This is a genomic window from Carboxylicivirga sediminis (assembly GCF_018156225.1).
GTDB lineage: Bacteria > Bacteroidota > Bacteroidia > Bacteroidales > Marinilabiliaceae > Carboxylicivirga > Carboxylicivirga sediminis.
On record NZ_JAGTAR010000038.1, the window covers coordinates 30,753 to 51,280 of the forward strand.

Annotated in this window: 19 protein-coding genes; 11 read left to right on the plus strand and 8 right to left on the minus strand. The window is 41.3% G+C overall.

Going from position 1 to position 20,528, the window contains the following annotated elements; genetic code table 11:
- Positions 1 to 78: 78 nt before the first annotated feature.
- Positions 79 to 558 carry a hypothetical protein gene (locus tag KDU71_RS19255; RefSeq protein ID WP_212192742.1) on the minus strand — a complete coding sequence of 160 codons (480 nt, stop codon included), beginning with the start codon at positions 556 to 558 and terminating at the stop codon, positions 79 to 81.
- 41 nt (positions 559 to 599) lie between these two features.
- Positions 600 to 1,010: an alternative ribosome rescue aminoacyl-tRNA hydrolase ArfB gene (arfB, locus tag KDU71_RS19260; protein ID WP_212192743.1), complete on the minus strand. Its 411-nt coding sequence runs from the start codon at positions 1,008 to 1,010 to the stop codon at positions 600 to 602.
- Between the two features lie 82 nt (positions 1,011 to 1,092).
- Between arfB and KDU71_RS19265 the strand changes: the two genes are divergently transcribed.
- Positions 1,093 to 2,448 carry a DUF5723 family protein gene (locus KDU71_RS19265; RefSeq protein WP_212192744.1) on the plus strand — a complete coding sequence of 452 codons (1,356 nt, stop codon included), beginning with the start codon at positions 1,093 to 1,095 and terminating at the stop codon, positions 2,446 to 2,448.
- On the opposite strand, the gene KDU71_RS19270 is transcribed toward KDU71_RS19265, so the two are convergent.
- The 5 genes from KDU71_RS19270 to KDU71_RS19290 form a co-directional block, all read right to left on the minus strand.
- Positions 2,431 to 3,294: an inositol monophosphatase family protein gene (locus KDU71_RS19270; protein WP_212192745.1), complete on the minus strand. Its 864-nt coding sequence runs from the start codon at positions 3,292 to 3,294 to the stop codon at positions 2,431 to 2,433. The genes KDU71_RS19265 and KDU71_RS19270 overlap by 18 nt on opposite strands.
- Position 3,295: 1 nt before the next feature.
- Positions 3,296 to 4,279 (minus strand): oxidoreductase family protein, encoded by a 984-nt coding sequence (locus tag KDU71_RS19275; RefSeq protein WP_212192746.1) that lies wholly within the window; start codon positions 4,277 to 4,279, stop codon positions 3,296 to 3,298.
- Between the two features lie 45 nt (positions 4,280 to 4,324).
- Entirely contained in the window at positions 4,325 to 7,003 is a 2,679-nt protein-coding gene (locus KDU71_RS19280) for an AMP-binding protein (RefSeq protein WP_212192747.1), read from the minus strand.
- Between the two features lie 91 nt (positions 7,004 to 7,094).
- Positions 7,095 to 8,336 (minus strand): MFS transporter, encoded by a 1,242-nt coding sequence (locus KDU71_RS19285; RefSeq protein ID WP_212192748.1) that lies wholly within the window; start codon positions 8,334 to 8,336, stop codon positions 7,095 to 7,097.
- Between the two features lie 104 nt (positions 8,337 to 8,440).
- A complete protein-coding gene (locus tag KDU71_RS19290; RefSeq protein ID WP_212192749.1) occupies positions 8,441 to 10,030 on the minus strand; it encodes a DUF2339 domain-containing protein in 1,590 nt (529 codons plus the stop codon).
- A gap of 175 nt (positions 10,031 to 10,205) precedes the next feature.
- On the opposite strand from KDU71_RS19290, the gene KDU71_RS19295 reads away from it, so the two are divergent.
- From KDU71_RS19295 to KDU71_RS19320, 6 genes are all read left to right on the plus strand, one after another.
- Positions 10,206 to 11,714, plus strand: coding sequence for a hypothetical protein (locus KDU71_RS19295; protein WP_212192750.1), 1,509 nt, complete (start codon positions 10,206 to 10,208; stop codon positions 11,712 to 11,714).
- A 77-nt stretch (positions 11,715 to 11,791) separates the two neighbouring features.
- Positions 11,792 to 12,130 carry a cupin domain-containing protein gene (locus tag KDU71_RS19300; protein WP_212192751.1) on the plus strand — a complete coding sequence of 113 codons (339 nt, stop codon included), beginning with the start codon at positions 11,792 to 11,794 and terminating at the stop codon, positions 12,128 to 12,130.
- A 2-nt stretch (positions 12,131 to 12,132) separates the two neighbouring features.
- On the plus strand, positions 12,133 to 12,393 hold the full coding sequence (locus tag KDU71_RS19305) for a hypothetical protein (RefSeq protein ID WP_212192752.1): 261 nt from the start codon (positions 12,133 to 12,135) through the stop codon (positions 12,391 to 12,393).
- Between the two features lie 44 nt (positions 12,394 to 12,437).
- A complete protein-coding gene (locus KDU71_RS19310) occupies positions 12,438 to 13,058 on the plus strand; it encodes a YiiX/YebB-like N1pC/P60 family cysteine hydrolase (protein ID WP_212192753.1) in 621 nt (206 codons plus the stop codon).
- Positions 13,059 to 13,097: 39 nt separating this feature from the next.
- A complete protein-coding gene (locus tag KDU71_RS19315) occupies positions 13,098 to 13,355 on the plus strand; it encodes a hypothetical protein (protein WP_212192754.1) in 258 nt (85 codons plus the stop codon).
- Between the two features lie 50 nt (positions 13,356 to 13,405).
- Complete coding sequence (locus KDU71_RS19320) at positions 13,406 to 13,789, plus strand: DUF423 domain-containing protein (protein WP_212192755.1); 384 nt, start codon at positions 13,406 to 13,408, stop codon at positions 13,787 to 13,789.
- A gap of 94 nt (positions 13,790 to 13,883) precedes the next feature.
- Here KDU71_RS19320 and nqrF read toward each other — a convergent pair whose 3' ends face one another.
- Positions 13,884 to 15,134, minus strand: a complete 1,251-nt coding sequence (gene nqrF, locus KDU71_RS19325) for an NADH:ubiquinone reductase (Na(+)-transporting) subunit F (RefSeq protein WP_212192756.1) — start codon at positions 15,132 to 15,134, stop codon at positions 13,884 to 13,886.
- Positions 15,135 to 15,345: 211 nt separating this feature from the next.
- Between nqrF and KDU71_RS19330 the strand changes: the two genes are divergently transcribed.
- The 4 genes from KDU71_RS19330 (at position 15,346) to KDU71_RS19345 (ending at position 20,401) form a co-directional block, all read left to right on the plus strand.
- Positions 15,346 to 16,131: a phosphatase PAP2 family protein gene (locus KDU71_RS19330; protein WP_212192757.1), complete on the plus strand. Its 786-nt coding sequence runs from the start codon at positions 15,346 to 15,348 to the stop codon at positions 16,129 to 16,131.
- A gap of 422 nt (positions 16,132 to 16,553) precedes the next feature.
- Positions 16,554 to 18,110 (plus strand): acyl-CoA carboxylase subunit beta, encoded by a 1,557-nt coding sequence (locus KDU71_RS19335; RefSeq protein WP_212192758.1) that lies wholly within the window; start codon positions 16,554 to 16,556, stop codon positions 18,108 to 18,110.
- Positions 18,111 to 18,124: 14 nt separating this feature from the next.
- Positions 18,125 to 18,310: a hypothetical protein gene (locus tag KDU71_RS19340; RefSeq protein ID WP_212192759.1), complete on the plus strand. Its 186-nt coding sequence runs from the start codon at positions 18,125 to 18,127 to the stop codon at positions 18,308 to 18,310.
- A 180-nt stretch (positions 18,311 to 18,490) separates the two neighbouring features.
- The gene (locus KDU71_RS19345) at positions 18,491 to 20,401 is read left to right on the plus strand and encodes a pyruvate carboxylase subunit B (protein WP_212192760.1); all 1,911 of its coding nucleotides are present in this window, start codon (positions 18,491 to 18,493) and stop codon (positions 20,399 to 20,401) included.
- The last annotated feature ends 127 nt before the right edge of the window (positions 20,402 to 20,528 follow it).

Genomic DNA, 20,528 nt, shown 5'->3' on the forward strand with positions numbered 1-20,528 from the left:
AGGAATTTTTAGTTGCAACATCTTGCAGGCAGCTTCCTCAGATTATGACCTAACATTTAGGTGCACTTAACTTATTCATTAGTTCTTTTGAACCTCGGGCCATATAGGCGCTTCTGCTTCGTCGTCCCAATAAGGCCCCCACTGGATCTCAGTTAAAATATCGTGGTCGAAGAACAGATTGAGGCTAAAATCAGAGTTCGAGGCCAGGCTTTGGTTGGGAATTACATCTGTTGATAAATCCTCTAGTTCAAAGTCGCCCAGATTGAAAACCTCCATCTGTTCCATTACTTCACCCTGACTAAGACCAATCAGGTCGATGCCTTCGAAAAGAACTTCCGGTGAGGCGGTTGTGATGGATGTCAAGCGCCAGTTACAGTCTTCTTCAAACGACAAGGATAGGTGATGATCATCATAGTGCCAGGCTTCCATGGCTCCTGAATTATTGTCGCCATCCATTGGTTCTACTTCGCTGGGTTCACCGAGTAGCTGAATGACTTCTGGTCGGCTTAAGCCAAATGTAATATTGTCCAGCCCTTGTCCTAAGGTGATCTCTTTCATTGTGTTGTGTTTAAATGTATTTCTGCAAAAGTAGCTATTTGTCACATGTCTTTGAGCCGTCTGGTAGCTTTTTTTAATGCTTGTTGCTTTTTTGTCTTGAGCCTTCTTTCAATCGATGCTTTGGTAGGTTTTGTTCTCAGGCGCTTTTTTGCTGGCTTAAGGGCATCAGATAGCAGGTTGTAAAACTGCTCAATTGCTGCTGCTTTGTTATGTATTTGCGAACGACTCTCCTGGTTGCTGATAATTAGCTCATTATCGGAAGTCAATTTGTTATTTAGTTTTCTTAGTAATACCTGCTTTTCATTATCAGACAGCAAGACGGAGGCTTCAATGCTAAAGCGTAGAATAACCTTTGTATTTACTTTATTAACATTTTGCCCGCCTGGACCACTACTTCTGGTTGCATGAAAAGTTAATTCAGGCAGAAAATCTCGCTCCCTAATTGTTTTCATCGCATAAAATATTGCATAAAGATATTCATTATGAAATCAGAATGCCGTAATTTGGTTTATTTTGCAGACTCATTCAAATTTTATGAAACAATTATTCATAACCCTATATTTCACACTTCTGTTGATTGGTTTATCTGCACAGGAATATACCGGTGTGCATAATAGCCCTTATTTGCCGTTTGTTGGCATTGTTCATCAACCGGCCGATTTAACACGCCATCCGGCAAAGTGGAATATTAACCTGTTATCTACCAATGTAGGGTTACTACATAATCAGAATTTTGCCTCCCAGGACATTTGGGATGTGCTTGGAAAGGTTGGCTTTGGTGATTTAAAATTCTTTTTGGCTTCAGAAGAATCATTGTTGTATGTAAAAGGTCATATGATGGTGCCTTCTATCACTTATAAGCTGAATGATAAACATTCATTTGGTGTTACCGTAAGTGTGCGTGCCGATGGTATTTATAACTCGTCTAATGATGATTTTATCAATATATTCAAAGGCATCCATAATCCTGAAGGCTTAAAGGATATTAAAGACGAGTATTTTCGTTCACTCCTTAATAGTTGGGTTGAATATGGATTTGTATGGTCATCAACTTTGGTAAAGGATGAAAACAGATGGCTAAGCGGTGGTCTGGTGTTTAAGGTACTGCAGGGGTCTGGTGCCGGATATCTTGAAATGGATGGAATTGATGTCATGTTTGACAAGGAACATATTGCTTACTTTAACATGGACATGTCATATGGTTTTAATGAAAGTCTTAGCAAAACAGTTGATGGTGGTGATATTGTTGAGCAATCTGGTGATTTGGGATTTGGTTTGGATTTAGGTGTGAGTTACTCTTATTTACCCGAACATCTTGTTGGTGTGAAGGGAATCCCTTATCGATATAAATTAGGTTTAGTGGTGGCTGATATTGGTCAGATTCATCATCGGGACATTAAAGATCAGGCTTCGTATAATGTTAAAATGGAGGATGTGCCTTATAGCCGATTTAGTGGAATAACAACTATTGAGGCGCTTAAGGATTCGATTGAAAAATCGATAGATGTAGAAGAAAGACTTGGTGGTAGTTTTAGGACTAATCTGCCCCTTACAGTGAGGGCTGATGCAGACTATTGTATAGCTCCTAACTGGTTTGTTAGTGGCAATTTAGTTTTGAAGCCCAACTACTATAATTCATTGGTTAATATTGTATCAAAAACAGCATGGCGCGGCAATATAACCGGTCGCTATGAGTCGCCTAAATGGGGTGTTTATCTGCCAGTTACTTATTCAAATATATTAAAATGGGATATCGGTCTGTCTGCCAGGTATCGGAATTTTTTCGTTGGTTCGTCAACGGTTATTGGCAACCTGCTTAATATTGCCGACAAGCAGACGCTCATATATATAGGGGTGTCAATCCCAATTGGTTCAATGGCTAGTAATTAAGTTTTGGATGTCAAGTGCTAATTGCCGGCTGGAGCAATAGCATATCCCTTTATGATTCATAAAAGTGGAATCGGTTCGGTTGAGGTCTAGATCTTCCTTGTTGAAGCTGGCAGCATATGCGCCTATTTCATTAAAGATACAGGCCGATGCGGCATAATCCCACAAGCTGCCTCCTCCATCTTCTTTTTTGGGGAATTTAAAATAAGCTGCAAGTGAATTCTCCAGTACCCACATAGCATTCATAGCAGCTCCGCCATGGCAGATGATGTTTAGTTTATGATGACTAAACTGCCTAAGTTTACTGATAATCGTATTGTATGCTTTGTACTTTTTAAAACTGCGATCGCAAACTAGTGTTAATGACTCAGATGGGTGACTGATTGCCCATGGCTGCTGATTTTTATAGGCACCTTGTCCTTTTATGGCATGGTAAAGCGTTGAATCAACCGGATTGTAGATCACTCCAATATGAGGAATACCCAGCTTGTCAACCAATGCAATGGAAACTGCATAACCATCGGTTTGCTCAATAAACGGCAGCGTACCATCCAATGGGTCGATGCACCAGAAATAGTCCTTCTCAAAGCGGCTGCCGTCATCAGCTGTTTCTTCGCTAAGCAGTGCCAGATCATATTTTTCAATGGATGGCTGTAAGGCTTTCAGAATGATTTGTTCACTTGCCAAATCAACTTCTGTAAATACCTGTGATGCTAAACTATCACCACCTTCTTTCTTATGAATAGCTAACTTTTCCAGGCTACGTCGTTTAATCAGCTCACCGGCTTGTGTGGCAGCCTGTATGGCGCAAGAGCCTAATTCGTTTAATTGCAGGGGGGATAATAACATCTTATTGGGCTTTGTTTAATCGCGCCATCACTTCGCGGGCCAGGCGCTCGCTATAGCTGTTGATTTTCCAGTGGTCCGGGCTCCAGCCTTTCAGGAAACGGTGAAAATCGGTCCAGGCAAGCGGGTATAGCTCACGCCATTCCAGTTCAAGTTCTTCGAAGTCAATATCCGGATGTTTTTCAGATACAGCAGCTCTTAAAGCATCGAAGTAGAAGTCAAGAATCTGTTTCTCCATGCTTTCGCAATCATCCTCATACAAACAGCTGCCCACAAAATAGGCTACATCCTTCATGCCGCAGCCGCCACCCACATATTGAAAATCCACTGCCGCCACTTTCTTGCCATCTTCGGAAAAGCAAAAGTTGGCCAGCTTGGCGTCGCCATGTACAAATGTTTGATATTGGCAGTTGTTCAGTAGCTGGTCGATAGCCGGTGCTGCAGCTTTCAGCTTGGTATCATCCATGATGTTCAGTTCATCCGGTCGCGTATCCAAATGCCAGTATGTACCTACTTCCCAAAGTTTATCAGGTGTTTGTTTTAAATAGGTAGCATGGAAATTTGCCAGCCAACGTAAGCAGGTTTTGATTTCTGTCCAGCCAACACTATTCATTCGCCTGGAGAAACCTGACGCGTTTAAGTCCTCCATTACCATTACTACTTCTTCACCAACGTGATTTAACGCCAGGATGTGAGGAGTACGGCAATTATCGTCACAATCCCTATTCCAGAATTCATACCAGGCCGTTTCTACTTGATAGGATTTCAACTTGCGCTGATGTGAGAGGTTTGTATTCCAGCCTCTTGGGTGCTTAGTAGTATCCGGTAGTTTAACGTGCTTCACCACAACGCTATTGTGCTCACCTCCATGCAGCTTTACTCGTATTATCTGTCCATAACCGCTCCATAGGTTCTGGATGATTTCTGTATGGCCAATACCTTGTGCACCGGTGGCTTGTAATATAATGTCTGTCAACTGTTGATTCATGTCTGCCCTTGATAATTGAGGCGCAAAGATACTATTTTTGCTTTTTTATGTTTCAAGCATTGCCTTAAGCACCTTGTAATCGGTTTTGCCGGTGCCCAATACAGGTATCTCATCAATGCTGATCACTTCGCGAAGTTTCGCAATGGGAGCCACACCGTTTTTGAGTAAGTGCTCATTGGCTTCTTTCAGGTCAATGTTATCTTTTGTAAACAATGCGATACGCGGTGGCTGGCTCTTGTCGCTGCCCTCCACTGCCAGTACTTGCTCATCATCTCTGCCGTATTTGTCGAGTAGTATTTTTTCGATGAATGGCAGGCTTATCATCTCACCGGCAATTTTTATAAACCGCTTGAGACGCCCTGTAATAAACAGGTAGCCTTCCTCATCCAGATATCCCAGGTCGCCTGTTTTGTAATAGCATTTCCCATCAATGGTCTCAAACGGATGCAGTTCCGGTTGGTTCAAATAGCCATCAAACACATTTGGGCCACTTACATATATCATTCCTGGTTGCCCGACAGGCAGTGCTTCGTTGGTTTCTAAATTCAATATCTTAGCTTCAATGCCTGGCAGAAACCGGCCAACGCTGTTGAGCTTTTGTTTGACCTGAGGATTGAGCGTTAGCACAGGAGAACATTCGGTAATGCCGTAGCCTTCGAGGATGAGTCCGCTATCGGTGACTGCTTCAAAATGTTCTTTTAAGGATATAGGCATAGCTTCGGCACCCGATATAGCAAATTTCACCGATTTAAATGCATAGGCAGCACTGGTGCCCTCGGCCAGTAAAAGCTTCAGGAAGCCTGGTGTGCCAACCAATACATTGGCTTTGATGTGTTTCAGAATGCGCAGCACTTCACGTGAATCAGTTGGGTTGGGTGTATAGCCCACTTTTATAGCTGTTAGCAAGGGCATAATGTTGAGTACCGTAAAGCCAAAGCTGTGAAATGGTGGCAGAAACGATAGAAATACCTGGTTATTATCGATATCAACCAGCTGAAATGCTGCGGACAGGTTGCTGACGATATTGTTGTGTGATAATGGCACCGCTTTGGGCATGGCCTCGCTACCCGATGTAAACAGGATAACTGCGGTGTCCGGTTTGTTTTTAGTATTTATTAAAAGCTGTGGGAATTTAGCTTTTAAGGCTCCTTTAAGCTTTGTGATCAGTGATATCTGAGGTACTTTCTTCTCGAGTAGAATGATCTTATTCTTTATCTCCTCAGGAAGCTGTTCATCAATCTTATCAACAAATGCTCCCGCTGAAAGTATAGTCTGAACGCCTGTCGTTGCCAGGCAGTGCAAAAGCACTTTTTTGCCAACGGTCCAGTTAAGCATCACCGGCACTTTTCCGGCCAGATAACAGGCTGCAATCAGCAAAGTGGTGCTTTGTAAGGCGGGTAGCAATATACCCACATGCTGCTCTTTGCTCTCTTTTTTTAGCAACTCGGCTACTACGCATGCTTTTAAAAAGAACTCTTTACGGGTAGTGGAGCCTAGCATGGCATCGTAACAAAACGGATCATTTCCATGTTTGGAAAAGGTGTTGATGAACTGCTGAAGTATGGTGCCGTCATTGCTAATAGTCAGTCGCTTTACCTCGCTAAGAGGACGCTGCAGTGTCGAAGGTTTCAGATCACTCTCACTTTTAAATTGCCCCATTGCTACCAGGCATAAATCTTCAACGGTCTTTATGTCATTGATTTGAGGAGCCGAAAAGCTAGGAAACTGATTCTCCACTTCAGATATGATTTCCACAATATTGAGCGAGTCTGCACCTAAATCCAATTGTAAGTAGCTTTTTTGCTCAATGGTTTGTGCATCTATTTCCAGGATGGATGCTATACAGGCTTGTACCTTTGAAAAAACAGCACTAGGTATTGTTACATTGGATGCTGATGATTGCTTTTTTAATACTTTATCTGAACCTGCAATCTTTTCTGGCAGTTCTCTTTTTACTGGAGGTGATATGAAGTGATAGCGGATGTAGGATACTGCTTCTTCTCCTTTTATATTATAAATACTCTCCAGGTAACGGTTAAACTCCGCTTTGCCCTCACGACTTTTGGCTCTTGATTCAGCTGTAATATTAACGAATTCAATGTTAATCGTTCTTCGAGGCATAAAGAACAATAGGTTTGACAACACAAGCCCAACTGATTTAAACAGAGTAGGGAAGAATGAAGGAGATTGCCCCATCCATGCCTTTGACCAGCGGCTGCCCCACAGTCCTGAAATGCGAACGGCTATTACTTCTGCACCATCTGGCATGTTTTGAACGCTTAATTGTGCGCTTTGTTTATTGATAATGCGCTCAAAGCCCTGAGCTGCAATCTGACCACTTGGGTATAGAACGATGTTTTTGTTCATCATCAGTCCTTTGTCAACCGATGATACAATTTGTTTCAACACATTGGTGTTGCGGCTGCCGCCTTCGAGGTCACTTACACGTACAGCTCCCCATGCTTTGAACAGCCATTTGGCAACAGGGATATCAAAGTAGGAGGCTAGCATAACGGGCACTGCTGTTGTGTATTTGTACAAATAGGCAAACAGCAGAATGGGATCCATAATGGCCTGGTGATTCGGCAGAATCAGTTTGGGTGATTGACTGTTTAGCGTTTCCCGCCCCTTTACGTTTACCTTGTATCGAGCTCCAAGAATAAAACGCAGGAGGGCAAACAGCCCTTTAGCTAAGCCTATTATGATTGGGTGATGTTGTTTCATGCTTATGAAATTAATGCTAGTCAAATGTTTGTATATCTAGTCTTATACAACGTTGAATAGTTGTTATGATTTTCCGTCCTTTGTTTAACAACTACAGCGCCTTCAGTTTGTTGGCACCTGGAATTCGCAGCCATGCGACAATTGTGATGATAAGCGTAATAACTGCAACGGCTGCAAACACCATAAGTGAGTTGGCCATTGTTTCAACCAATCCAAAGATGCCTGCTGATACCAGGATAAAGGTAAACAGCATTAGGTTGTTATAAGCAAGTATTAGTCCCAGCTTACGCCCGTGCACGCGATCCTGAATAAATGAATTTAAAGGTATTTTAAAAATACCGGCAAAAAAGGCTGTCAGTACAATTAATACAGTGAACAATATGGTGGAAGGATTGACGATGAAGATGGTGGAAACACACAGTAGCATGCCTGTTCCGCCAATTGGCACCAGGTACATCTTCAGTTTCTTGTTGGAGATAACACCAGTCAAATAGCAGCCTGCTCCAATGCCAACAGCAACCAATGCCATAATGGTGCTGGTGGCTGTATCTGATAGTTGAAGCATATTGCGACAGTGCACTGTGATGTTCATCTGTAGTAAAGAACCAATGGCCCAAAAAGTAGCCAGACCAATAATCACAATATTCAAACCCTTAATTTGCTTGCTCCATTTATAAGAGCGAATGAGGAAAAGAATCGGATTGAGCGTTGTTTCATCTTCATCATCAGGTACCGTTTCTTTTGGAGCGATTTTTAAGCTGAAAAGCCAACCTAATACAGCAAAGAAAATAAGGGCAGCACATACGATGAGGGTTCTGTATGGCGATAAGGACTCAATCAGGCTGATATCAGATGTAACACCGGCAATGTATGTCCCAATAAGTACGCCCATAAACGTAAGCATTTCCATAGCACCGGTACCGAATGGAATCCCTTCTTTACCACCAATATCACGAATGATGCCGTATTTGGCCGGTGAGAACAAGCAGCTTTGCAAGCCCATCAGAAAAATGGCAAACATGGTAATGGTTACATTTTGGAGGATGAATCCCACCGATGCAATGGCCATGATGGGAATTTCGTATAGCTTCGCCCGCTGGATAATTTTAGACTTGGCATGATCGCGCGCCAGCTTACCGGCAATGGGCGAAAAAGCTATATATGGAAGTACAAACAAGGCTGATGCCAGCATGATGACGATGGACTCCTGATCTTTCATCATCCAGGTGGTGGAGATGAAAAATACCAGGTATTTAAGGTAGTTATCGTTCAGTACACCTAAAAAGTTGGTGATGAAAAGCGGGAGCCAGCTTGTTTTAACTGATTTATTCATAGCAAATGGTTTAATTAAGGGGTAAGTACAGTGATGTGACTTACCCCTGCAAATATAAACGATGCAAACTTTATCTTCACGTTATGGCTGAATATTAAAGCAGCCTAGTCGTGTTCAGGTGTGAATGGCTGTTTGTTAGCCTCCGCTTCAGCCTTCTCTTTATCAAGCCAGTATTTGTTGATACGGGCAATACCTAAAGTCAGCAGGCCAATGATGGAAAGAAACAACATTTTGCTGATGCTGGCATCTCCTGATATATCCCAGAAAAACACCTTTGCTGTCGTGATGATTAATACCAGTGAGCCCATAACTCTGAAGGCTGCTGCCCTCGTATGTGCTCCCCATGCAAAAATAAACAGAGCATAAATGATGTATGAGAAAGAAATTGCTAAAGAACGACTCATAAAAGTGATGTCGTAGGCTATCCAAAGATTTTTAATCTGAATAGTAACCAAACCGGCAACAATGATATTGGCAGCTATAGCCATCATTGTACTCAGGTTGGGACTTTTTGCCTGCTCAACTTTTGATCCATAAAAGCCAAAGGCCGCCAAAGCCATCCAGGTAAGAGCACCAGCATTAAAAAATGGCAGGTATTTTACACCAAATAATTCTATCCATTGTACATCCCAGGCTACTGTAAACCAGTAGATGATAAGCATCAGCCAGGCTGCGTAACTCACGTAAATCAATTCAAATGTTTTGGTGAATCGGCCAATGGAATAGGTGCTGATGACTACCAATAACCATAGCAAGGTGGTGAATACATACTCAAGACCATAAATACTCATTGGCTGGATGTTGGATGCAGAAATAGCAAACAGCAGCAAGCCCAGGCATGTGTAAATAATGGCAGGGAATGGCTTTTTATCCGATAGATAATAGATAAATGAGGATGTTGCCATGAAGCCTAGCCCAACAATTAACAATGGAATTGTGAATGTAATCTCGAAGCTTCCCAGAATGTATATCGACCAAAAGATAAACAGCATGGCATTAATAAGGCTCAGGTAAAGATTCGATCCGGTGAAGCGATCTTTTTCGTAATACGAGGCGAAAATAATGCCGCCCATATAGGTAGCAAAAAGTGATGCCGCATAAAAGAATGGTCGGCCCCATGTCAATGGATCGAAATAAATAAAGTAGGTGGCGTAGATGAGCACCGTAATGGCGAATGCCATGGCGCGTAATTCAATCCAACGCTTAGATATGCTGACATATAGAGCGCCAACGTTGAGGATTAACACGTAGGCAAACAACAGCCAGTCGTGATGAGGCTCTGCTTTCATAAACAGTGGCGAAAGTAAACCACCCATGATGCTGATGAATATGAGGCCTCTCAGGTCGTAGCGGTAACTCATAAAGGTGGTGAGTGCCGTCAGGCTGAGCACGGAAATAAATGTGATGTTGTAAGGCCAGTTAAGGCTGGTGCTGAATGCTACATAAGAGAATGTGGCATACACAACGCTCATGCCGGTTCCGGCCAGCAACTGACAAGTGTTTAACTGGTTCTTGCGGTAATTGCTGAATCCGGCAAACAGCAAGGTTAAGCCGATGGTAAAGCCCGAAAGAACTCTTAATTCTGCAGGAAACCAATTGTTTTCAAATACAATTTTTAAAAAGTAGGTGAATGATGAAAACAAGAACAGAATGCCCAATGTGGTTATCCAATGTTTCTTAATTAATTCAATCATGATCGTCAAATTTGGGTTATACTTTAATTTGTTCACGGTGTAAACTTACGGCACAGCCAGAGTCTAAAGCAAACCATAAATTGATAAGAAAGGACATTTAAAAATGTTTATATAGTGTGATTAAGGTCATAAAATAAGTAACTTAGGGTTTAAATAAAGGACTTTAAATAATGCTATGGATGCCCTTGTTGATATCATAAATACCCTTTCAAAACCGGAAGTCAGTGAATTTGCTTCATTCATAAATCGTCAAAAGCAGAAGACGAATCGAAAAGATTTGGATCTTTTCTGGTTGTTGTATAAAGAAGGCGAGTTGAGCTCCGAGGATGCTGTCAGTCGACTCTATCCTGATGGCAATCAGGTGGCTTATCATGCTTTGCGTAAAAAGCTAATGAAGCATCTGACGGACTTCATATACTTTAAGCAGTTGCGAAATGATTATACGGCTGAAGCACAGGTTTCGGCACAAGTGGCTATGGCCCGATATCTCAAGGAGTTTGACATCGTTCATCTCGCCTGGAAGAAGTTAAAGAAAGCGGAGCAGCTGGCTGTGAATAATGAGCAGTATGCATTGGCCAATCAGATTTGTCGACTTCAATTGGAAATGCCTCTGGATAAGCTTAATGAGCGAATTGATGTGGTTTTGTCCAAAAAGAAGCGTTACCTGCGTCTGGCCATTGAAGATGACAAGATTGATACAGCCTATAAGGTGATTCAGCATCATTTACAAAAATCCAAAGTGCAAGGTGAAATAGTTGATTTGCAACACATCATTGAACAAACATTGGAGGAGTTTGAACTCACACAGGCTATTTCCAACAGACCGTCGGTGGTGTATCGCCTGATGTCCATCGTACGAAGTGCCGCCAAATCACGTAAAGCCTATTATGAGTTTGAGCCTGTTTTGTTACATTTTTATCGCAACATGGAGGTGTTACCCAGTGCATCGGCCAATGATATAGTCTATGTGGCCCGTCTGCAATATATGGTGGCCCATACGCTTTTCCGTAATAAGAAGTTTAGTTTATCGCTCGATTACATTTACCTGTTAAGAGAACAAATGCGCAAGGTAGCCCGGAGCGAATACACGCGTCTGCTACCCCGTTTTACACAGCTGTATTGTGCATTACGCTTTTTTACAGGGCATATCAATGAAGCAATTCGTATGGTTGATGCTGCCTTTATGCAAAAATTGCGATTAAAGCCTGAAGAGGTGCTAAACCTGAAGCTAAACAAAGCTATCTATCATTTCTATAATACTGAATACAAAGTGGCACTGCAGGAGTTAATGAGTATTGAGCATAGTAATGCCTGGTGTTCCAAAATTGCGGGTGTTGAGTGGGTGATAAAAAAGGAATTTCTGGAAATATATATACAGTTCGAATTAGGTAAGTTCGATATTGCAGCTAACAAGATTCGTGGCTTGCTAAGGCAGAAAGAGTTATTTGAGAAACGGCCGCAAATGGAGCGTGTAAAGGTATTTTTGCAGTTGGTGAATCAAATAGTTGATGACCCTGCAGTTGCAGAAACAAGTGAATTTTACCAAGCAGTAGAAACGGCTTTTGACTGGATACCCATTGAACAGGAAGATTTGCATGCATCGGTGTATTACGCCTGGCTGAAGTCTAAATTTGTAGGTGAGCAGGCCTATAAGGTTCTGCTTGACCTGATACTAATCGAATGATTTCAACCGTCAGCAACGAGCTATACAAGGAAAAGTCCTAATTTTGTTCAATTAATTTGAATAGCAACTAAACTTATATGATTGAAAAGATACCGATAATTGATGAGCACCCTTCAGCCGAAATACCCATTGATGGGTTGGTGTCACGATTGATACAGGCTGGCGAACAGCAGTTTGTTTTTATGGAATTTGAAACGGATACGGAAGTAGCCCTTCATTCGCACGAAGCACAATGGGGCGTGGTACTGGATGGAGAAATGGAGCTGACAATCGGTAAACAGGTTTTGTTTTTGAAAAAGGGGGATACCTATTACATAAACAAAGGAGAACTGCACTCGGCAAAAATTAAAGCAGGCTATAAGGATCTGACCTTATTTAACCAAAAAGACAGGTATAAAACACAAAGTGATACGTAGTCATGGAAACTGTAATCTTATCAGCCAAAAACCGCAATGAGTATGTTGAACTGACCACCGGAGTGAAATTGGTAACTATTGAAGTATCGCGACAAAATTGTAAAGATGTGTTGCTCGAAGTGGTGGATGAACAAGGTCAATCAAAGGGAAAACCACTCGAAAAATGGTTGCCGCAGATAAAAGCTAAAAACATTGCAGGTTTGCGATTTATGATGAATGACTTTAGTACAAAACCAATTGAAATTAAGCTGACATGGAAATAAACAGTTTGGTAAAGTGGTTGTTTCTTGCTCAAATAGTAGTCTTAATGAGTTGTCAGCCAGCAATAGAAAATAATCATTATCAATCGGGAGATATTCTTTTCAGAGGATATCTAAATAGTACATTATCGCAGGCCATTGATGCAGTAACGCAAACTGGTAAGGAGCATCACTACACGCACATGGGCCTGGTGGAGGTAGATAGAGATACGGTTTGGGTATTGCACGCAGCTCCAGGTAAAGGAGTTTGTAAAGAGTTGCTCGAAGATTTTTGCCTGTCAGATTCCGATTCTGTTGTTGTGGGTCATTATCGGGTAAAAGGCCTGAATACAGAGAGTGTTGACACTGCTTTGGCATTTGCCAATAAGCAATTGGGGCAGCCATATAATTATTCCTACATCCTCGAAGATGAGGGTTTTTACTGCTCCGAGTTTGTTTACGAAGCCTTCGCCTTTGATTCGCTCTTTAAACTCAACCCCATGACTTTTATTGATCCGCAAACTGGTGATTTCCATCGAGGCTGGATCAAGCATTATAACGAGCTTGGGATTGCAGTGCCCGAGGGTGAGATAGGTTGCAATCCCAATGGTATGGCTGCCAATCAGCGATTGGAGTTTTTGGGAATGGTGAAACAGGGGCAAAGAGATGATAAACATCGGAGCAAGTAACAAATTATCAATTCAAGTAGTCAATAATTAAAGTAAGAAATGGGAATTCTAAGAAACATAAAAAGTGATTACGAGATTTATGAGAATGTAAGTCTTGAGTGCGTAGTGGCTATTGAGCGTAACGATTGTAAGAAAATAAAAGCATACCGAAAAAAATATAAGGGCAAAGAGCCATTACCCAGTGAAACGGTTGAAGGCTATCAGTTTATTATGGATGAGGAGTTTGGTTCATTGAAGATAGATTTTTCGAAGAAATTGAATTTCGAAATCAGGGATTTAGTGAATGTTAAGGGCTAAACCTTTTATAAAACTACCTGTTAAACGGAAGTAATATTTAATATATTGAAATGAAACAGATTGTACTGGTATTTGGTAGTATTTATGGCGCATTGTCTGTAACACTTGGTGCGCTTGGTGCACATGCCTTAAAAAAAGTATTAACCGAAACTCAGCTACAAAGCTTTGAGGTTGGCGTAAAATACCAGATGTATCACGCCATTGTGCTTCTGGTTATAGGTTTCTTCTTTACTTTCGAAACACGCTTGCAGCAGATGATGGGCTGGAGCTTCATTTCAGGCACCCTTTTGTTCTCATTCAGTATATACTTCTTAAGTTTATCGTCACTAATTGGGGCTAACCTTAAGGTATTAGGTCCGGTAACTCCATTGGGCGGTCTATTGATGATATTGGGGTGGTGTTTGTTGTTGGTACAGGTTGTGCGCAGTTTCTAAAGCATCATTGGTTAGTCATATTTAAAGTAATGTATGCCCATTTGTTGGTGCTTCAATATTAACTTGTTGAAGATGGTGTATGATGATAAGCTTTTTAACTGAACTCATCAAATGAGATATTGCTGTCTGGTACTCCCAGGTTATACAGCATGGCCATTGTTGCCTCATGCATTTTGGGAGGGCCACAAATATAATACTCAATCTCTTCAGGCTCCTCGTGTTTACTCAAATACTCCTTATAGATGACGTCGGAGATAAAACCGCAGTGGCCGCTCCAGTTATCATCACCTTTGGGTTCAGATAAGGCTATTTCGAATCGGAAGTTCTGATATTGTTTCTCCAGGTTTCTAAAGTCTTCTTCGTAGTATATCTCAATTTTTGAACGCGCACCATACCAATAGCTAACTTTACTGATGTATTGACGAGTAATTAGCAGATCAAATATTTGAGAGCGCAGCGGAGCCATGCCGGCCCCGCCACCAATAAACATAAGCTCTTTGGCCTGGCCTTTCACATAAAACTCGCCATAAGGACCGGATATTATAACTTTATCACCAGCCTTACGAGAAAAGATAAAAGAGGAGCAAATACCCGGGTTTACCTTCTTGAAATTATTTAGCTTCGTTATTGGTGGGGCAGCAATGCGTACGTTTAATGTTACTGTTTCTCCTTCGCCGGGATAATTAGCCATTGAATAAACCCTGTAGGTCTCTTCCCGGTTAGTCATTTGCAAATCCCACATGCCCATTTGTGTCCATTCACTTTTGTATGGCTCATCAATGGCAATGTCAGAATAATTAATGCTGACTTTAGGGACATATATCTGTATATAAGCACCGGCCCTAAAATCTAACCTTTCCTGTTGAGGAAGCTTGATAATACATTCTTTAATAAAGGCGGCCACATTGCGATTAGAAATCACCTCACATACCCATTTTTTGATCTCCATTACTTCAGGTGGTATTTCTATGCTAACATTTTCCTGCACCTTGGTTTGACAAGCCAGGCGCCAGTTATTGAGTCTTTCTTTGCGGTTGAAAAAAATAGTCTCGGAAGGAAGTATGCTTCCGCCACCTTCTACCACTCTGCATTTGCACATGCCGCAAGTGCCTTTACCTCCGCAAGCCGATGGCAATAATATATCTAAGGTGCTTAAACTATTGAGAACAGTCTGTCCTGCTGCTACCTGCCATTGTTTATCGTCGTTAATGGTCAGGGTCACCATTCCTTGAGTTGTTAGTTTAGCTTTGGCAATAAGCAGCATTACAACAAACAGCATAATAATGATAAAGAACACCATCATACTAAGCCATATAACAGACAATAATGTAAAAGCCGGTGTCATTGTACCTCGAATTGTTTCCCTTCTTACTAATTACGCAAAAAAAAGGCGGTTGTCAATAGGTAAGCTATTGTGACCACTTATCTTCTTACTGCCGACAGGTATGAATTCTCTTGTTATATACATCCTGAAAATTTAAGGAAAATCCGCTTATATTGGTTAACTTAAACCTCTCGCTTGCAACCGGTTTTTTGTCAGAAATAAAGTTGTTATTATGATCTTGCGTATTCGATTATTGCTTTTAATTTCATTTATTTGCCTGCTTATCCTTTCAAGTACCTTTTTTTTACCATATGGATTTTCAGTTATTCACGAAGGGTGGTTGGCAACTTTCTGGCTCTTAATTTCCAATACAGGTGGAACAATAGGAGTGCCTCTTATCACCATTTTGTTTTGTATACTCATCAGTATGCACTATAAAGGTTGGAAAAGCAAACTACTGGTAATAACAGGTGCTTTGGTGGTGTTTTCACTTGTGCTTGGTGTCTTTGCCCGCGTAAATGAGTATTTTATTAAGGAACAGCTGAAAGTAGAACGCCCAAATATTATTTTTCTTCATGAGTCGATGGGTTTTGATAGCGAAGCTTTTTATAACATTGAATCCAAGGATGAACGGCGTGCATTCATTGAGGATTTTTTTAACGGGCAGTTGTCTCAGGTAATTATGTTTGATGATGAACCTTTGCATCCCAAAGTCATCACGCATTGGCTGCATGAAACAGGCTATTCCTTTCCTTCGGGTCATTCGGTGAATGCTTTTTTGATGGCTACGCTAATGGCCTATATCATCCTGTTCATTTATTCCGATTTCAGGCGTCGTCTGTTTTTCATACTGCCTTTTGCCTGGGCGACATTGGTTGCTCTATCGCGGGTATTGTTAGGCGTGCATACGGCCCTTGATATCAGCCTGGGGGCAGCCATAGGGTGTTTGGTGGCTTTCTTAATTATCAGTACCCGGCTTATCGATAGGCACCTGATGCCAAAGAGTGTTGATGCTTAAAACAGAATTTCAAAAAAAAATCTTTCTCGAGTGGAAGCGCTTTTTGTGAGGATTATTGCAGGCTTGATAAAGATTCAATAGTAAATATGTGACAGATAATTTATCAGGTTTAAAAAATCCACATACATAAGGATATGTGTTAAGTATATAACACCTGAACTTTGTAAATCACAAAATTTCATATATCCACATTTTAAGCCCATTACAGTAATTTCTTTTAAATTAAAACTTGAGTGTTTTTGTAGTAGACTATTTGTAAAAAAATCGACAAAATCAGCTCGTATTTTTTTATTAAAGAAAAAAATCGTGAATTTTCATTTTTTTAACATTTATATGGTCAACTTATCAGGACTAGTATATATTTTTGGCAGCATAAAAGACAATTAAAGAATTTTTGGTGTAATTGTAAACTATCTGTATTTATGAAAGTATCTGAAAAGATTGAGCTACTTAAAAAGAAGCGTGAAGAAGTCCGAAAAATGGGGGGTGATGCACGTGTGGCTAAACATCACGAAAAGGGCAAACTTTCAGCTCGCGAGCGTTTAGATTATCTTTTTGACGAAGGTAGCTTTAGGGAGGTAGACATGTTTGTTGAGCATCGCTCAGTCAACTTTGGTCTTGAAAAAGTTGAAATACCTTCTGACGGTGTAATTATCGGTCACGGTTTAGTAAATGGTCGTCCGGTTTTTGCTTACTCACAAGATTTTACTTCACGTGGCGGTTCACTAGGTGAAATGCATGCTGCTAAGATTTGTAAAATTATGGACTTAGCGGTTAAAGCTGGTGCACCAGTTGTTGGGCTTAACGATTCAGGTGGTGCTCGTGTTGAAGAAGGCGTTGATGCTTTGAAAGGTTACGGTGAGATTTTCATGCGTAACTCACGTGCATCGGGTGTTATTCCGCAAATCTCAGCTATCATGGGACCTTGTGCCGGCGGTGCAGTATATTCTCCTGCTATGACCGACTTTATCTTTATGGTAAAGAAAAAAAGTCACATGTTTATTACAGGTCCTAATGTAATTAAAACCGTGACAGGTGAGGAAACTACTTTGGAAGATCTTGGTGGAGCTATGGTTCACAATACCAAGAGTGGTAATGCTCACTTTGCCTGCGATAGCGACGAAGATACAATAGATGCCATCAAAGAGTTGTTGGAGTTTTTACCAAACAACAATCTTGAAGAGGCACCGCAAATACCTATGGGTGATGACCCAACTCGTCAGTGTGAAGAGTTAGATACAATTATACCAGATGATCCAAAAACACCATATAACATGGTGGATGTTATTGAGTCGGTACTTGATAACGGTGAGTTTATGCAGGTGCATGAGCACTATGCTGAAAATGCTATTGTAGGTTTTGGTCACTTAAACAACCGTTCCGTAGGTATCATTGCCAATCAGCCAATGATTCAGGCAGGTTGTTTAGATATCGATGCTTCCGATAAAATTTCACGCTTCGTTCGTACTTGTGATGCTTACAATATTCCAATGATTACATTTGTTGACGTACCAGGATACTTGCCAGGTGTTCAGCAGGAGTGGGATGGCATTATTCGTCACGGTGCTAAATTACTTTGGTCATACGCCGAAGCTACTGTGCCTAAGTTCACTGTTGTTACACGTAAAGACTATGGAGGTGCCTATTTAGCCATGTGTTCGAAGCCATTGGGTGCTGATATGGTATTTGCATGGCCATCGGCCGAGATTGCAGTAATGGGTGCTAAAGGAGCTGTTGAGATTATTTCAACATACCGTAAGCAGATTGCTGAAGCAGAAGACAAGCAAGCGATGACAGATGCTAAAATCAGCGAGTACGAAGAGGCATTTAGTGTACCTTACTTAGCAGCTAAGCGCGGTTATATCGATGATGTTATTCTGCCAAGCGAAACAAGGCAGCGCCTAATCGACGCCATGGAAGTGATGTCGACTAAAACAGAGGTGTTACCTCCTAAAAAGCACGGAAACATTCCATTGTAAAAAACGATTGTACTATGACAGCAAGAGAAAAAAGAAGAAGAGCGGCAATGATCGCTGTAGCTTATTACCTGGAGCAGGAAGCAGCTAAAAATAACGAAGTTAAAGCTGTTAACTCATGGAAAGCTGCCGGTAAAGAAGTGATTATGAGTAACCGAGCAATGGTACAACGTCGTGGTCGTTTATTACGTTCTCGCGCTTAAGGTAAGTAAAGTAGTTTAACAGGCAGAAGGCAGAAGTGGGATAGAGCATGAAGAAAGAGAAGAGAGGTGCGAAGTGAGAGATGAGAATCTTACAGTTCGACAATTAAATAAATCACCAAATCGACTTTTTTACTTACAGGCACTAAGCACTTTGCACTAAGCACTTAAAAAAGAAAAAAGATGAATTTCGATAAGCACGGAGTATTAGAAATGGCTCCACTAGAGTTTGGCGCTGACCGTCCAAAGGCAGCCAATCCAATTAAAATTAATGACGTTAGTTTACGTGACGGACACCAGTCTTTATTTGCAACTCGCGGACGTACTGAAGATATGTTACCAGTTGCTGAAATGATCGACAACGCTGGTTACAACGCTGTTGAAACATGGGGTGGTGCTACTTTTGATACCATGCACCGTTTTCTGGCTGAGGATCCATGGGAGCGTTTACGCACCTTGAAGAAGCACATGCCAAAAACTCCTTTCTCAATGTTGCTACGTGGTCAGAATGTTGTGGGTTACCGTAATTACGCTGATGATGTAGTAAAAGCATTCGTTCAGCGTTCAATCGATAACGGTATGGATATCTTCCGTTGTTTCGATGCTTTGAATGACTACCGTAACTTCGAAACGGCTGCTCAGGTTATCAAAGACAATGGTAAGCACTTCCAGGGTGTAGTATGTTACACATTGAACCAGCCTCGTTTAGGTGGTGATGTTTATAACATGGACTACTACATCAACAAAGTAAAAGACTTAGTTGAGTTTGGTGTTGACTCTATCTGTATCAAAGATATGGCTGGTTTGGTTGCACCTTACGATATCTATAACTTGATTCGCGAAATCAAGAAATTCACTGATATTCCATTGAACCTGCACACTCACTTTACTTCTGGTATGGCTGACTTAGCTATCTTCAAAGCAATTGAGGCTGGTGTGGATATCGTTGATACTTGTATCGGGCCTTACGCTTACCGTACATCACATGCTGCTGTTGAGCCATTAATCATGTCGTTGTTAGGTACTAACCGCGATTCTGGTATGGACATCAATAAAATTACTGCTATTGCAGAAGAGATGGAGAAATACATACCTAAGTACAAGCACCTGGATAACAATCCTAACTACGCTACTACTGATATCAATGTATTGCTTCACCAAACACCAGGTGGTATGTTATCTAACCTGGTGAACCAGTTGAAAGCCATGAATGCTTTAGATAAGTTACCTGAAGTATTCCGTTTATTGCCAAAAGTTCGTAAAGACTTAGGTAACATTCCTTTGGTAACGCCTACGTCACAAATTGTTGGTGTACAAACAGTAAACAACGTATTGTTTGACTCGTACGAAGGAGAATACGCTCAGATTACTAAAGAGGTAAAAGACCTTTGTTACGGATTGTACGGTAAAACTACTGATCCTATCAATCCTGAAGTTCAGAAGAAAGCCTTGAAGGATTACCCACGTGGAGAGGAGCCTATTACTGTTCGTCCTGGTTCAATTTTAGAGCCTGAAATGGATGCCGTTAAAGAGGAGTTCAAAGACTTTACTCAAGACATCGACGACGAAGTATTGTGTGCTTTATACCCTGTAACAGGTAAGCGCTTCCTGAAGTGGAAATACGGTAAGGAAGAAGTACCAGCTGAGTTCCAGGCGAAGACTATGGAGCAGGTTGAGAAAGAAGAAGAGTTGGTGCGTAAGGCATTATCTGGCGAATTAACTTCTAAAGGTAACGGTGGTGCTACCCGTGAGTTGGAAGTTAAAGTTGATGGCGAAGTATTCACTGTTGAAATCAACGATCCAAATGCAACAGGTGCAGTGGCTCCTCGCGCTCGTCGTGCTAAGGGTGGTGCTAAAGAAGTTGAAGCTACAGGTAGCTTGTTAGCTCCAATCCCAGGTATGATTGTAGAGTTCAAGAAGAAAGTTGGCGAAGAAGTAAAAGCTGGTGAAACAGTGGTTGTGCTTGAAGCCATGAAGATGATGAATAACCTTGATGCTGCTGTTGACGGCGTGGTTACAGAAATCAAATTCGATTCTGGTGACTCTGTTGCTAAAGGAGATGTTCTGATGGTGATTGAACCAAAAGAGGCTTAAGCAACTTCGAAATACAATATACTCCAAAAATCGAGGGTGTCCAAAATTGAGACATCCTCTTTTTTGTGTTTTAAAATAGATTTGCTTTTGCATTATTGCTATGCTGCTATGAAGTTGTGCACGGGCT

Bases quoted from the DNA above. Each gene is read 5' to 3' on its own strand.
- KDU71_RS19255 (WP_212192742.1), bottom strand. From the start codon at position 558: ATGAAAGAGATCACCTTAGGACAAGGGCTGGACAATATTACATTTGGC.
- arfB (WP_212192743.1), bottom strand. From the start codon at position 1,010: ATGAAAACAATTAGGGAGCGAGATTTTCTGCCTGAATTAACTTTTCAT.
- KDU71_RS19265 (WP_212192744.1), top strand. From the start codon at position 1,093: ATGAAACAATTATTCATAACCCTATATTTCACACTTCTGTTGATTGGT.
- KDU71_RS19270 (WP_212192745.1), bottom strand. From the start codon at position 3,294: ATGTTATTATCCCCCCTGCAATTAAACGAATTAGGCTCTTGCGCCATA.
- KDU71_RS19275 (WP_212192746.1), bottom strand. From the start codon at position 4,279: ATGAATCAACAGTTGACAGACATTATATTACAAGCCACCGGTGCACAA.
- KDU71_RS19280 (WP_212192747.1), bottom strand. From the start codon at position 7,003: ATGAAACAACATCACCCAATCATAATAGGCTTAGCTAAAGGGCTGTTT.
- KDU71_RS19285 (WP_212192748.1), bottom strand. From the start codon at position 8,336: ATGAATAAATCAGTTAAAACAAGCTGGCTCCCGCTTTTCATCACCAAC.
- KDU71_RS19290 (WP_212192749.1), bottom strand. From the start codon at position 10,030: ATGATTGAATTAATTAAGAAACATTGGATAACCACATTGGGCATTCTG.
- KDU71_RS19295 (WP_212192750.1), top strand. From the start codon at position 10,206: ATGGATGCCCTTGTTGATATCATAAATACCCTTTCAAAACCGGAAGTC.
- KDU71_RS19300 (WP_212192751.1), top strand. From the start codon at position 11,792: ATGATTGAAAAGATACCGATAATTGATGAGCACCCTTCAGCCGAAATA.
- KDU71_RS19305 (WP_212192752.1), top strand. From the start codon at position 12,133: ATGGAAACTGTAATCTTATCAGCCAAAAACCGCAATGAGTATGTTGAA.
- KDU71_RS19310 (WP_212192753.1), top strand. From the start codon at position 12,438: ATGAGTTGTCAGCCAGCAATAGAAAATAATCATTATCAATCGGGAGAT.
- KDU71_RS19315 (WP_212192754.1), top strand. From the start codon at position 13,098: ATGGGAATTCTAAGAAACATAAAAAGTGATTACGAGATTTATGAGAAT.
- KDU71_RS19320 (WP_212192755.1), top strand. From the start codon at position 13,406: ATGAAACAGATTGTACTGGTATTTGGTAGTATTTATGGCGCATTGTCT.
- nqrF (WP_212192756.1), bottom strand. From the start codon at position 15,134: ATGACACCGGCTTTTACATTATTGTCTGTTATATGGCTTAGTATGATG.
- KDU71_RS19330 (WP_212192757.1), top strand. From the start codon at position 15,346: ATGATCTTGCGTATTCGATTATTGCTTTTAATTTCATTTATTTGCCTG.
- KDU71_RS19335 (WP_212192758.1), top strand. From the start codon at position 16,554: ATGAAAGTATCTGAAAAGATTGAGCTACTTAAAAAGAAGCGTGAAGAA.
- KDU71_RS19340 (WP_212192759.1), top strand. From the start codon at position 18,125: ATGACAGCAAGAGAAAAAAGAAGAAGAGCGGCAATGATCGCTGTAGCT.
- KDU71_RS19345 (WP_212192760.1), top strand. From the start codon at position 18,491: ATGAATTTCGATAAGCACGGAGTATTAGAAATGGCTCCACTAGAGTTT.